Here is a 12,959-nt window from a genome sequence, read left to right on the forward strand (position 1 = left end):
CGCGCACCTCGTGGCCTGGCGGCCCACTGCCAACGGCGAGGCGGGCCTGGTTCACTCCACGCACTTCCGCCCCCACCTCGCCGCCCTCGACTGGATTCCGATCGGTCACCCCAACAAGAAGGGCGCTCGGACCGGGATGCCCGCCGTGGCCGTCGATGCCGAAGGACGCGCCTACGTCTTCGTCCGCAACCGCGGCAGGGGCGTCCACACCATCAACCAGAAGGAGCGCGGCGGCTGGAACGGCTGGCACGACCTCAGGGGCTCCAAGGTGGACGAGGAACTCGTCGCCGTCACGGGGGAGTCGGGACGGGTCGAGGTGTACGCCACCAGCCCCACGGGCGTCCTGCGCTGGTTGCAGCAGGAGCCGGGCGCGCGTCCGGTCGCGGCCGACCCGCTGCCCGTACGGGTCGAGCCGGGCACGCTGAGCGCGCTGCCCACCTCGAAGGAGTACACGACGCTGTTCTACGCGGACCCCGAGGGCATGCTGTACGCCTGGCGTCCCGGCGGTGAGCCGATCGCGCTGGTCGCTGCCGCGGGGCCAGGGCCCGTGGCGGCCCTGCGCTGCGTCCTCGAGGGCCATGACTGCACCCTGCTGGCCCAGCGTTCGTCCTCCGGGAGGGTGGCCTTCGCGGCGTATCCCACCGAGCAGGAGGCGGCGGGCCTGTGGTGGACCGAGTCCGGAGCCCAGCTGCCGGCGGGCGCGCGGGTCGCGCTGGCGGAGGACACCGAGGGCCGTGTCGTCGCCGCGACGGCGACACCGGACGGCCGACTGCGGCTGACCCGGCAGAAGGACGAGCCGGGGTTGGCGCTGACCGCGTGGCAGGCTGTCTGAGCGGCGTGTGGTGCCGCGCGGCGGGTGCCCGAGGAGGAACGCCCTGGAGCTGTAAGTGAAAAGGGCCCCCACACCGTGGGGGCCCTTTTCACTTACGCCGTACGGCCGTTACACCGGAACCGACGCCACACCCGGGGCCAGGAACCGCTTCCCGTTCACCCGCTCGGAGACACCCTCACGGTCCAGGTACGGCGTGATGCCGCCCAGGTGGAAGGGCCAGCCGGCGCCCGTGATCAGGCAGAGGTCGATGTCCTGGGCCTCGGCGACGACGCCCTCGTCGAGCATGAGCCCGATCTCCTGCGCCACCGCGTCCAGCACCCGGGTCCGCACCTGCTCCTCGGTGAGGACGGTGTCGCCCTGCTTCAGCAGCGCGGCGACCTCCGGGTCCAGCTCGGGCTTGCCGCTGTCGTAGACGTAGAAGCCGCGCTTGCCCGCCTCGACGACCGCCTTGAGGTTCGGGGAGACCGTGAAGCGGTCCGGGAACGCCTTGTTGAGCGTCTCGGAGACGTGCAGGCCGATCGCCGGACCGACCAGCTCGAGCAGGACCAGCGGCGACATCGGCAGGCCCAGCGGCTCGACCGCCTTCTCGGCGACCTCGACCGGCGTGCCCTCGTCGATGACGTTCTGGATCTCGCCCATGAAGCGGGTGAGGATGCGGTTCACGACGAACGCCGGGGCGTCCTTCACCAGAACCGCCGTCTTCTTCAGCTTCTTGGCGACACCGAAGGCGGTGGCCAGCGAGGCGTCGTCGGTCTGCTCGCCGCGGACGATCTCGAGCAGCGGCAGGACCGCGACCGGGTTGAAGAAGTGGAAGCCGACGACCCGTTCGGGGTGCTTCAGCTTCGACGCCATCTCCGACACCGACAGGGAGGAGGTGTTGGTGGCAAGGATCGCGTGCGCCGGGGCGACCGCCTCGACCTCCGCGAACACCTGCTGCTTGACGCCCATCTCCTCGAACACGGCCTCGATGATGAAGTCCGCGTCCGCGAAGCCCTCGGCCTTGTCCAGGACACCGGAGACCAGCGCCTTGAGGCGGTTGGCCTTGTCCTGGTTGATCCGGCCCTTGCCGAGCAGCTTGTCGATCTCGGCGTGGACATAGCCCACACCCTTGTCGACGCGCTCCTGGTCGATGTCCGTCAGGACGACGGGTACCTCGAGGCGGCGCAGGAAGAGCAGGGCGAGCTGCGAGGCCATGAGGCCCGCACCCACGACGCCGACCTTGGTGACCGGGCGGGCCAGCGACTTGTCCGGAGCACCCGCCGGACGCTTGCCGCGCTTCTGCACCAGGTTGAACGCGTAGATACCGGCGCGCAGTTCACCGCCCATGATCAGGTCGGCGAGGGCCTTGTCCTCGGCGTCGTAGCCCTGCTGGAGGTCGCCGTTCTTGGCGGCGGCGATGATGTCCAGGGCGCGGTAGGCGGCCGGGGCCGCGCCGTGCACCTTGGAGTCGGCGAAGGCATGGCCGCGCTCGACGGCCTGGTCCCAGGCCTCGGTGCGGTCGATGACCGGGCGCTCGACCTCGATGTCGCCCTTGAGGACGGAGGCCGTCCACAGCAGCGACTGCTCCAGGAAGTCGGCGCCCTCGAAGATCGCGTCGGCGATCCCGAGGTCGAAGACCTGCTGGCCCTTGAGCTGCTTGTTCTGGTTGAGCGAGTTCTCGATGATGACGCTGACCGCGCGGTCCGCGCCGATCAGGTTCGGCAGCAGCGTGCAGCCGCCCCAGCCCGGGACCAGGCCCAGGAACACCTCGGGGAGCGAGAACGCCGGGACGGCCTTCGAGACGGTCCGGTACGTGCAGTGCAGACCGACCTCGACGCCGCCGCCCATGGCCGCACCGTTGTAGTACGCGAAGGTCGGCACGGCGAGGCCGGCGAGGCGCTTGAAGACCTCGTGGCCGCCCTTGCCGATGGCGAGCGCGTGGTCGTACTCCTTCAGGAGCTCGACGCCCTTGAGGTCGGCGCCGACCGCGAAGATGAACGGTTTGCCGGTGATGCCGACGCCGACGATGTCGCCGTCCATGGCCTCCTTCTCGACCTGGTCGATGGCGGTGTTGAGGTTCGCCAGCGAGGCCGGGCCGAAGGTGGTCGGCTTGGTGTGGTCGTGCCCGTTGTCCAGGGTGATCAGGGCGAACCGCCCGGCCTGGAAGGGCAGATCGAAGTGGCGTACGTGCGCCTGGGTGACGACCTCGTCCGGGAACAGCTCGGCCGCACCCTTCAACAGCTCAGCGGTGGTGCTCACTTGTCCCCCTCGAAGTGCGGGTTCTCCCAGATGACCGTCGCGCCCATGCCGAAGCCGACGCACATGGTGGTCAGGCCGTAGCGGACGTGCGGCTGCTCCTCGAACTGGCGGGCCAGCTGCGTCATCAGACGGACGCCGGAGGAGGCCAGCGGGTGGCCGAAGGCGATGGCGCCGCCGTACTGGTTGACGCGCTCGTCGTCGTCGGCGATGCCGTAGTGGTCCAGGAAGGCCAGGACCTGGACGGCGAAGGCCTCGTTGATCTCGAAGAGGTTGATGTCCTCGATCGACAGACCGGCCTTGGCGAGGGCCTTCTCCGTGGCCGGGATCGGGCCGTAGCCCATGACCTCCGGCTCGACGCCCGCGAAGGCGTAGGAGACCAGGCGCATCTTGACCGGCAGGTTGTTCTCGCGGGCGAAGTCCTCGCTCGCGATGATCGACGCGGTGGCGCCGTCGTTCAGACCGGCCGCGTTACCGGCGGTGACCCGGCCGTGGACGCGGAACGGGGTCTTGAGGCCCGCCAGGTTCTCCAGGGTGGTGCCCGGGCGCATCGGCTCGTCCGCCGTCACCAGGCCCCAGCCGGTCTCGCCGGCCTCGGCGTTGGTACGACGCACGGAGATCGGCACCAGGTCGGCCTGGATCTTGCCGTTGGCGTACGCCTTGGCGGCCTTCTCCTGCGAGCGCACCGCGTACTCGTCGGCGCGCTGCTTGGTGATGTGCGGGTAGCGGTCGTGCAGGTTCTCCGCGGTCATGCCCATGAACAGGGCCGACTCGTCGACCAGCTTCTCGCTGACGAACCGCGGGTTCGGGTCCACGCCCTCGCCCATGGGGTGGCGGCCCATGTGCTCGACACCACCGGCGATGACGGCGTCGTAGGCGCCGAAGGCGATGGAACCGGCGGTCGTCGTCACCGCGGTCAGGGCGCCGGCACACATGCGGTCGATGGAGTAGCCCGGGACGGACTGCGGGAGGCCCGCGAGGATGCCGGCGGTGCGGCCGAGGGTCAGGCCCTGGTCGCCGATCTGGGTGGTCGCAGCGATGGCGACCTCGTCGATCTTCTTCGGGTCGAGACCCGGGTTGCGGCGCAGCAGCTCCCGGATCGCCTTCACGACGAGGTCGTCGGCGCGGGTCTCGTGGTAGATGCCCTTCGGGCCCGCCTTGCCGAACGGGGTGCGGACGCCGTCGACGAAGACGACGTCCCTGACGGTACGAGGCACGATGGCTCTCCTCCAGAGGTGCGGGGGCGCTGAGCGCGCGCTTATGACCATGCTACTAATGAGTAACGTAGCTGCACAGTCCTGCTGGGTCGAGCGGTGAAGGTCACACAGCTGGTCGCGTCTGAGGAAATGCCCGGCGTTGTTGGCTGTGCCCACCCTCCCCCACTCTCGGCTTCGCTCGAGCGGGGGGACCCCCATCGCCCTGCGGAACGACTGCCCACAGCCGGGCCGGGCCTATCCCTGCGGCGGCGCTGTGGAGCCTCTGGGGGTCAGTACAGGCGTCGGTACTGGATGCGAGCCTGGGCCCTCGCCCGTGATCAGGCCGAACAGGTTTCTCGCCACGTCCGCCCCTAAGCCGTGCACTTCGTGGCTCATCGCGGAGAGTGTCGGGTGGGTGAGGCGGCACAGTTGGGAGTCGTCCCAGGCCAGGAGGGAGACGTCGCCGGGGACGCTCAGTCCCATTTCCGCCGCCACCGACAACCCCGCCACGGCCATGATGTCGTTGTCGTACACGATCGCCGTCGGCCGGTCCGGCGGGGACGCGGTGAGCAGCGACCGGGTGGCCCGCGCGCCCGCGTCGCCCGAGAAGTCCGTCGCCACCTGCCAGGCGCCGGCCAGCTGCAGTCCGCGTGCCGCCTCGTCGAACGCGGCCGTACGGATCGCGGTGTGCCCGAGGGTCGCCGCACCGCCCACCCGGGCGATCCGCCGATGCCCCAGGGCGGCCAGATAGCGCACCGCCTCGGTGACCGCCGTGGCGTCGTCGGTCCACACCGAGGTCAGCCCGCCGGTCAGCGACGGATGACCGACGGCGACCACCGGCAGCCCGAGCCGCTCGGCCACGGCCACCCGGGGGTCGTCGGCCCGGAAGTCCACCAGGATCGAGCCGCCGATCTGCCGCCCCCTCCACCAGGAGTCGAGCAGCCCGGCCTCCTCGTCCAGGTTCTTCACCAGCCGCAGCAGCAGCGAGCAGGAGTGCTCGGTCAGCACGCCCTCCAGGCCGGATATGAACTCCATGTAGAACGGCTCCAGCCCGAGCATCTGCGCCGGCCGGCAGATCGCCAGCCCCACCACGTCCACCCGCGCCCCGGCCAGTGTCCGTGCGGTCAGGTTCGGCGCCCAGCCCAGCTCCTGGGCGGCCCGGAAGATCCGGTCCCGGGTCGCCTCGGACAGTCCCGGCTTGTGGTTGAAGGCGAGCGACACGGCACCCTTGGACACGCCCGCGCGCGCGGCCACGTCCTTGATGGTGACGCGGGGAGTGGTCATCAGACGGGCTCCACGCAGTACAGGGCAGCTCGGGCGGCGGCCGCCTCGGGAGTCTTCCAGCCGCTGACGCCGAACGTCACCTGCTCCCCGGGGAGCAGGGTCACGAGCCCGCGATCGGCCCGCGCGTCCGGGTCGAGCCGGTCGGCCTGGAGCAGCAGATCCCGTACGAGGGTGCGGGCCGTCACCGTGATCCCGCCCGGCACGAGCCCGACGTCGAACTCCGGCCGGGGGTACGGGATGTCGCGGTCCGGCGCGGGAAAGTGCAGGGCCCGCAACCCTCCCCCACTCTCGACTTCTCCCCCACTCTCGACTTCTCCCCCACTCTCGACTTCGCTCGAGCGGGGGGACCCCCATGAGCGGGGGGACCCCCATGAGCGGGGGGACCCCCACGCATCCGCGACCAGGAACTCCTTCGTCCCGACGGGCTCCAGCTCCTGCGGCACGGGCACCACCGTCACGGCCCGCGGCCCGGCCGTGCAGCCCACGTCCGCCGCGCCGATCACCCCGCCCTCGACGGACATCCGGCGCAACGTCACCTCACCCGCCCACGCCCGCCCGGCCTGGTTGACCACCGCCAGCACCAGCCGGCCGTCCCGCTGCTGCACCGTCAGCAACCGGTCCGCGTACAGCCGTCGCAGCTCGTGGTACAGCGGTTTCTCCCGCCCGTCCCCGTCGATCGCCGCCCATGAGGTCACCGGCCAGCAGTCGTTGAGCTGCCAGACGACCGCCCCCGCGCACACGGGCCAGTGCGACCGCCAGTACTCGATCCCGGCGGCGACGGCACGCGCCTGGTTGAGCTGCGCGAGGTAGTGCCAGCGGTCGAAGTCGCCCTCGGGGAAGGCGAAATGCCGCTCCAGTCCGCGGCGCAGCTTGCCGTTGCCGTCGTCCGCCTTCTGGTGGTGCAGCATGCCGGGGGAGTCGGCCGCGAGGTCCCCACCGGGCAGGGCGCGCCGCAGCGTGGCGTACGTGGGAGGCGCCTGCCAGCCGAACTCCGCGACGAACCGGGGGACATGGCGGCGGTAGTCGGCGTAGTCGGTGCGGTTCCACACCTCCCAGGAGTGGTGCGTGCCGTGCGCCGGGTCGTTCGGGTGATGGTCCCAGGATCCGGACCACGGGCTGCCCGCCGTGTACGGCCGCGTCGGGTCCAACTCGGCCACCACCCGCGGCAGCAGACCCAGGTAGTACCCCTCGCCCCACGACTGACCGGCGAGCCGTCGCTCCCAGTCCCAGTCCCGGAAGCCCCACAGGTTCTCGTTGTTGCCGTTCCACAGCACCAGCGACGGATGGGGCATCAGCCGTACGACGTTCTCGCGGGCCTCCGCCTCCACCTCACCCCGCAGCGGCTGCTCCTCCGGGTAGGCGGCGCACGCGAACGGGAAGTCCTGCCAGACGAGCAGCCCCAGCTCGTCGCAGGCGTCGTAGAAGTCCTCGCTCTCGTAGATCCCGCCGCCCCACACCCGCACGAGGTCCACCCCGGCGTCGGCCGCCTGCCGCAGTCGGCGCCGGTAGCGCTCGCGGGTGATCTGGGACGGGAACACGTCGTCCGGGATCCAGTTGACACCCCGCGCGAAGAGACGTTCGCCGTTGACGACGAGGGTGAATCCGGTGCCATGTGCATCGGCCGAGGTGTCCAGCCCGACGGTGCGGAAGCCGATGCGCCGCCGCCAGACATCAAGGGCGTCGGTTCCCTGCAGCAGGGTCAACTCCACGTCGTACAGCGGCTGTTCGCCGTACCCGCGCGGCCACCACAGCTGCGGGTCCGGCACGTCCAGCCGTACGACTCCCCGTGTCCCGTCGATCTCCGCCCGTGCCCGCCTGGCGCCCACCCGCGCCTCCACGGCCAGCTCGGCCTCGACGCGGGTCCGCTCGACGTCGACGTACAACTCGACGCGCCCGGTGCCCTCCTCGACGGTCACGAGCGGGCGCACGCGGGCGATCCGGGCCGTCGACCAGTGCTCCAGGCGGACCGGCCGCCAGATCCCGGCCGTCACCAGCGTCGGCCCCCAGTCCCAGCCGAAGGAGCAGGCCATCTTCCTGATGTACTGGTAGGGCTCGGCATACGCGCCCGGCCGCTCACCCAGCCGGTCGCGCACGGCCCCGGCCTCGGTGTACGCGGAGGCGAACCGGACGGCGAGCCGCCCCTGGAGACCGGTGACGTCGAAGCGGTAGGAGCGGTGCATGTTCCGCACCCGGCCGAGGACTTGACCGTCGAGCAGGATCTCGGCGGCCGTGTCGAGCCCGTCGAAGACGAGGTCGGTCTGCTCGTGCGGGGAGACGGCGGCGACATCCCTCTCGTACGTCCACTCCCGCCGCCCCACCCACGCCACCTCGGTCTCGTTCCGCCCGAGGAACGGATCCGGGATGACCCCCGCGGCCAGCAGATCGGTGTGCACACAGCCCGGCACCGCGGCGGGCAGGACATCCCCCTCGTGCCGCACGGTCCATCCGTCGGTGAGCGGTGTGGCCTCCAGCATGCGCTCTCCCTCTGAACCGGTCTATCCACGGTGTTCTCGAGTGCCAGTCATCCTTGGCGGGTTTGGGACTTTACCGGTTGAGAAAGCGCTGTCAGAGTGCCGAATCAGCCAAACCGCACGTGCTCGTCCGTCCCGAGAACTTCCCGAGAACGGAGCTGATGCACATGAACCGCCGTACAGTCCTCGCCGCCGCAGCGGCCGCCCTGCTGCTCTCCGCCTGCACCGGAACCGGAGGTACGTCAAAGGGCGCCGAGGCGAAGGCGCCGGTCGATCCGTCGAAGGTGAGCGGGACGATCACGGTCCTCACCCACCGGACCGACCTCGTGCAGAACGGCACGATGAAAAAGTACGCAGCCGCGTTCAACAAGACCTATCCCGACGTGCAGGTCGAGTTCCAGGCCCTCACCAACTACGAGGCCGAGGTCAAGATCCGGATGAACACGGAGAACTACGGCGACGTCCTGATGATCCCCGCGGTGATCAAGAAGGACGACTACCCGAAGTTCTTCGCCTCGCTGGGCACGGTGGCCGAGCGCAGCAAGAAATACCGGTTCACCGACTTCTCGACCGTCGACGGCAAGGTCTACGGCCAGAGCCCGATCGGCGTGATGCCCGGCTTCGTCTACAACAAGCGGGTCTGGCGGGAGGCCGGCATCACCGAATGGCCCACCACGCCCGACGAGTTCCTCGCCGGACTGAAGACCATCAAGGCAAAGACCGACGCCATCCCCTACTACACCAACTTCGCCGCCCAGTGGCCGCTGACCTCATGGACGTACGTCAACGGCTCGGTGCACTGCGACCCGCAGGCGACCACCGAACTGGCCGAGGGCGATCCCTGGGCCGAGGGCGCCGACCTGCGCGTCGGTGACACGCTGCTGTACGACATCGTTCGGCAGGGCCTCGCCGAGAAGGACCCGACGACCACCAACTGGGAGTCGTCCAAGCCTCGGTTGGCGAAGGGCGAGATCGCCACCCAGTGGCTCGGCAGCTGGGCGATCATCCAGTTCCAGGACGCCGCCCGGCAGGCCGGCACGAACCCCGACGACATCGGCTTCATGCCCTTCCCGGCGCAGGTGGACGGCACCTTCTGCGCGACCCTCGCGCCCGACTACAACCAGGCCGTCAACATCCACTCCGAGCACAAGGAAGCGGCCCGCGCCTGGATCGACTGGTTCACCGACAAGTCCGGCTACGACCGGGACAACCTGGCCATCTCACCGCTGAAGGACGCACCCCTGCCCGAGGTGCTCGAGCCGTACGAGGACGCGGGCGTGAAGCTCATCGAGCTGGACGACTCCGCGGGCGCGAAGGTCAAGCTGATCGACAACGACTCCGAGGTCGGCATCTACAAGCCCGACTACCGCCAGGACCTCGTCGACCTCGCGCGCGGCGCCCGCGAGGGCAGTCTGGACGGCTTCCTGGGCGACCTCGGCGAGAAGTGGACCGAGACGCAGGGCAACGTGGGGTCCTGATGGCGGACACCACCGAGAAGGCCCCGTCCGAGGCAGCCCTCGCGCCCCGGCCGCCACAGGCGGCTCCGGCCCCGCGCAGGGCACGCCTGTGGCGGGGCCTCATCCCCTGGCTGTTCCTGATCGCCCCGCTCGCGCTGCTGCTCGTCTTCACCTACGCGCCGATCGCCAACATGGTCGCGTACAGCTTCACCGACTGGGACGGCGTGAGCCCCGAGCTGCACTACACGGGCGCCGGCAACTACGCCGAGATCTTCACCCGCGAAGACCTCTTCCAGGTCTTCTTCGTCTCCGGCTACTACCTCGCCGCCTCCGTCGTACAGATCGTGGTCGCCCTCTACTTCGCCACGATCCTCAGCTTCAACGTCCGCTTCCGGAACTTCTTCAAGGGCGTGCTCTTCTTCCCGTACCTGATCAACGGGGTCGCGATCGGCTTCGTCTTCCTCTACTTCTTCCAGGACGGCGGCACCCTCGACTCGGTGCTGAGCCTGTTCGGCGTCCACCCCGACCACGCCTGGCTCGGCTCACCGACCTCCGCGAACGTCTCCCTCGCCGGTGTCTCGGTCTGGCGCTATCTGGGGCTGAACTTCGTCCTCTTCCTGGGCGCGATCCAGTCCATCCCGGGGGAGCTGTACGAGGCGGCCGAGCTGGACGGCGCGAACCGCTGGCACCAGTTCCGCCACATCATCGCGCCCGGCATCAAGCCGGTGCTCAGCCTGAGCGTGATCCTGTCCGTCTCCGGCTCGCTCTCGGTCTTCGAGATTCCGTACATCATGACCGGCGGGGCGACCGGCACCGAGACCTTTGTGATCCAGACCGTGAAGCTGGCCTTCCAGTTCAACAAGACGGGGCTCGCCTCGGCGGCGGCCGTCGTGCTGCTGCTGATCATCCTGGCGGTGACCTGGGTGCAGCGGCGCCTCGTCCCCGACGAGAGGGTGGACCTGGTATGACGCGCCGCGCGGTGGCCCGCACCCTGGTGTATCTGTCGCTGGTCCTGGCGACCGTCGTCGTCCTGCTCCCGCTGGCCGTCGTCCTCCTGACCTCCCTCAAGTCCGAGGACGAGATGGCCGACGACAGCGGGGCCCTCGCCCTGCCCGACGACCTGCTGAACTTCTCCAACTATGTGACGGCCTTCCAGGACGGCCGGATGCTCTCGGCGTTCGGGAACACCGCCTTCATCCTGCTGTTCGCGATCGGCGGGACCGTCCTCATCGGCTCGATGGCCGCGTACGCGATCGACCGTTTCGCCTTCCGTTTCAAGAAGGCGGTGGTGGCGCTGTTCCTGGTGGCCGCGCTCGTCCCCGGGGTGACGACCCAGGTGGCGACCTTCCAGATCGTCAACAGCTTCGGGATGTTCGACACCCGCTGGGCGCCGATCGTGCTCTACATGGGCACGGACATCGTGTCGATCTACATCTTCCTGCAGTTCGTACGATCCATCCCGGTCTCCCTGGACGAATCGGCCCGCCTCGACGGCGCCAACGCCTTCACGATCTACCGAAAGATCATCTTCCCGCTTCTGAAACCGGCGATCGCCACGGTCGTGATCGTGAAGGGCATCACCGTCTACAACGACTTCTACATCCCGTTCCTGTACATGCCGTCGGAGGATCTCGGCGTGATGTCGACGTCGTTGTTCCGCTTCCGTGGCCCGTTCGGCGCGCACTGGGAGACCGTCTCGGCGGGCGCGGTCCTGGTCATCCTGCCCACGCTGATCGTCTTCCTGCTGTTGCAGCGCTTCATCTACAACGGCTTCATGAAAGGAGCGACCAGGTGAGGTGCTGTTAGGGGCGCGGGGCTGTATCGATATGCGGCTCCTCCCCCACTCTCGGCTTCGCTCGAGCGGGGGACCCCCACCGTGGGCGCGATCAGCCACGACGGGCTCGCAGCCGCCCCACGACAGAATCCTCTACGGCGCCTTCGCGGACAACGCAGCCACCAGAACCGGCGTGACCAGCGCCACCTGCCACGCCCGGGCCCCGTACCCGACCAGCGTGGCAGCAATGGCCTCCCCGTCGACGGGCTTCGGCGGCTCCCAGCACAGGCGCCGCACGGTGTCCGGCGCGATCAGGTTCTCCTGAGGCAGGTTGAGCTGCTCGGCCAGCGCCGACACCCCGGTGCGCGCCGCGGACAGCCGAGCCGCGGCCGCCGGATCCTTGTCCGCCCACGCCCGTGGCGGCGGCGGCCCGGCCACCGGCTGCCCCGGCTGCGGCAGCCGGTCCTCGGGCAACGCCTTCGCGCGATCCACCGCGGCCTGCCACTGCTCCAGCTGCCGCCGCCCCACCCGGTGCCCGAACCCGTTCAGGGCCGACAGAGCGTGCACATTCGACGGCATGGAAAGCGCGGCCTCGACGATGGCCGCGTCGCTGAGAACCTTGCCCGGCGATACGTCTCTGCGCTGGGCGATCCGGTCCCGCATCTGCCACAGCTCCCGCACGACGGCCAGCTGCCGCCGACGCCGTACTTTGTGCATCCCCGACGTACGACGCCACGGATCCTTACGGGGCTCGGGCGGCGGAGCCGACGCGATCGCGGCGAACTCCTGCCGGGCCCACTCCAGCTTGTCCTGCCGGTCCAGCTCCTTCTCCAGGGCGTCGCGCAGATCGATGAGCAGCTCGACGTCGAGGGCCGCGTACCGAAGCCAGGGCTCGGGGAGCGGGCGGGTGGACCAGTCGACCGCGGAGTGTCCCTTCTCCAGGACGAAGCCGAGTACGTTCTCGACCATGGCCCCCAGGCCGACCCGCGGAAACCCGCAGAGCCGTCCGGCCAGCTCGGTGTCGAACAGCCGCGTGGGGATCATGCCTATCTCCCGCAGGCACGGCAGGTCCTGGGTGGCCGCGTGCAGCACCCACTCCACGCCGGACAGCGCCTCGCCGAGCCCCGACAGGTCGGGGCAGGCGGCGGGGTCGATCAGCGCGGTGCCCGCGCCCTCCCGGCGCAGCTGCACGAGGTAGGCGCGCTGTCCGTAGCGGTAACCGGAGGCACGCTCGGCGTCCACGGCTACCGGGCCGGAGCCGGCGGCGAAGGCGGCGATGACCTCCGCGAGGGCGGCCTCGTCCGCGATCACGGGCGGAATGCCCTCGCGCGGCTCCAGCAAAGGGATCGGTGACAGGTCGGGCGCCCCTGCTGCAGAAGTTCCGCCGTCGTCCGGAGGGGCGCCCCCGGTGGTTCGCAGTGAAGTGTCTGCTGCGGTGTCTTGGGCGTCGGTCACCTGTCAAGGGTATCCGTGGATGGACAGCGCCCGCCGACGGAACGTTCCGTCGACGGGCGCGCGAGGGTCGTAAACCAGTCAGGCCGGTGCGGGACCGGGTGCACGACGGGCGGGGGAGGCGGGGCGGATCGGCGGCCGATCCGGTTCACGTCCGTGGTGGTGAGGCGGAGGGGCGGGGGAGGGGCGGTTCGAAGGATCGGAGGTGCGGTGAGTGTCAGTGGATGATGCCGGTGCGCAGGGCCACCGCCACCATCC

General features: G+C 69.9%; 9 protein-coding genes. 4 read left to right on the forward strand and 5 right to left on the reverse strand.

Features of this window, described 5'->3' with window-relative positions; all coding sequences use genetic code 11:
* A partial coding sequence (locus tag ACTWQJ_RS32050; RefSeq protein WP_443310012.1) for a hypothetical protein occupies positions 1-832 on the forward strand: 832 nt, incomplete at its 5' end.
* Between the two features lie 108 nt (positions 833-940).
* On the opposite strand, the gene ACTWQJ_RS32055 is transcribed toward ACTWQJ_RS32050, so the two are convergent.
* The 4 genes from ACTWQJ_RS32055 to ACTWQJ_RS32070 all read right to left on the reverse strand — a co-directional run bounded on the left by ACTWQJ_RS32055 (position 941) and on the right by ACTWQJ_RS32070 (position 8,021).
* Positions 941-3,070: a 3-hydroxyacyl-CoA dehydrogenase NAD-binding domain-containing protein gene (locus ACTWQJ_RS32055; RefSeq protein ID WP_443310013.1), complete on the reverse strand. Its 2,130-nt coding sequence runs from the start codon at positions 3,068-3,070 to the stop codon at positions 941-943.
* Positions 3,067-4,284 carry a thiolase family protein gene (locus ACTWQJ_RS32060; RefSeq protein WP_443310014.1) on the reverse strand — a complete coding sequence of 406 codons (1,218 nt, stop codon included), beginning with the start codon at positions 4,282-4,284 and terminating at the stop codon, positions 3,067-3,069. Before ACTWQJ_RS32060 ends, ACTWQJ_RS32055 begins: the two co-directional genes overlap by 4 nt.
* 234 nt (positions 4,285-4,518) lie before the next feature.
* Positions 4,519-5,547 carry a LacI family DNA-binding transcriptional regulator gene (locus tag ACTWQJ_RS32065; protein WP_443310015.1) on the reverse strand — a complete coding sequence of 343 codons (1,029 nt, stop codon included), beginning with the start codon at positions 5,545-5,547 and terminating at the stop codon, positions 4,519-4,521.
* On the reverse strand, positions 5,547-8,021 hold the full coding sequence (locus ACTWQJ_RS32070; RefSeq protein WP_443310016.1) for a glycoside hydrolase family 2 protein: 2,475 nt from the start codon (positions 8,019-8,021) through the stop codon (positions 5,547-5,549). The genes ACTWQJ_RS32065 and ACTWQJ_RS32070 overlap by 1 nt, the downstream gene beginning before the upstream one ends.
* A 164-nt stretch (positions 8,022-8,185) precedes the next feature.
* Between ACTWQJ_RS32070 and ACTWQJ_RS32075 the strand changes: the two genes are divergently transcribed.
* From ACTWQJ_RS32075 to ACTWQJ_RS32085, 3 genes are read left to right on the forward strand one after another with little or no spacing between them, the layout of a single operon-like run.
* Positions 8,186-9,496 carry an ABC transporter substrate-binding protein gene (locus tag ACTWQJ_RS32075; protein ID WP_443310017.1) on the forward strand — a complete coding sequence of 437 codons (1,311 nt, stop codon included), beginning with the start codon at positions 8,186-8,188 and terminating at the stop codon, positions 9,494-9,496.
* Positions 9,496-10,443: a carbohydrate ABC transporter permease gene (locus ACTWQJ_RS32080; protein WP_443310018.1), complete on the forward strand. Its 948-nt coding sequence runs from the start codon at positions 9,496-9,498 to the stop codon at positions 10,441-10,443. The genes ACTWQJ_RS32075 and ACTWQJ_RS32080 overlap by 1 nt, the downstream gene beginning before the upstream one ends.
* Entirely contained in the window at positions 10,440-11,270 is an 831-nt protein-coding gene (locus tag ACTWQJ_RS32085; protein WP_443310019.1) for a carbohydrate ABC transporter permease, read from the forward strand. The genes ACTWQJ_RS32080 and ACTWQJ_RS32085 overlap by 4 nt, the downstream gene beginning before the upstream one ends.
* A gap of 132 nt (positions 11,271-11,402) precedes the next feature.
* Here ACTWQJ_RS32085 and ACTWQJ_RS32090 read toward each other — a convergent pair whose 3' ends face one another.
* Positions 11,403-12,704, reverse strand: a complete 1,302-nt coding sequence (locus ACTWQJ_RS32090) for a ribonuclease D (protein ID WP_443310020.1) — start codon at positions 12,702-12,704, stop codon at positions 11,403-11,405.
* Positions 12,705-12,959: the final 255 nt, after the last annotated feature.

The organism is Streptomyces sp. KR55 (assembly GCF_052245645.1).
Lineage (GTDB): Bacteria > Actinomycetota > Actinomycetes > Streptomycetales > Streptomycetaceae > Streptomyces > Streptomyces flavusporus.

Coding starts and splice junctions, on each gene's coding strand:
- ACTWQJ_RS32075 (WP_443310017.1), top strand. CDS start 8,186: ATGAACCGCCGTACAGTCCTCGCCGCCGCAGCGGCCGCCCTGCTGCTC.
- ACTWQJ_RS32085 (WP_443310019.1), top strand. CDS start 10,440: ATGACGCGCCGCGCGGTGGCCCGCACCCTGGTGTATCTGTCGCTGGTC.
- ACTWQJ_RS32070 (WP_443310016.1), bottom strand. CDS start 8,021: ATGCTGGAGGCCACACCGCTCACCGACGGATGGACCGTGCGGCACGAG.
- ACTWQJ_RS32065 (WP_443310015.1), bottom strand. CDS start 5,547: ATGACCACTCCCCGCGTCACCATCAAGGACGTGGCCGCGCGCGCGGGC.
- ACTWQJ_RS32080 (WP_443310018.1), top strand. CDS start 9,496: ATGGCGGACACCACCGAGAAGGCCCCGTCCGAGGCAGCCCTCGCGCCC.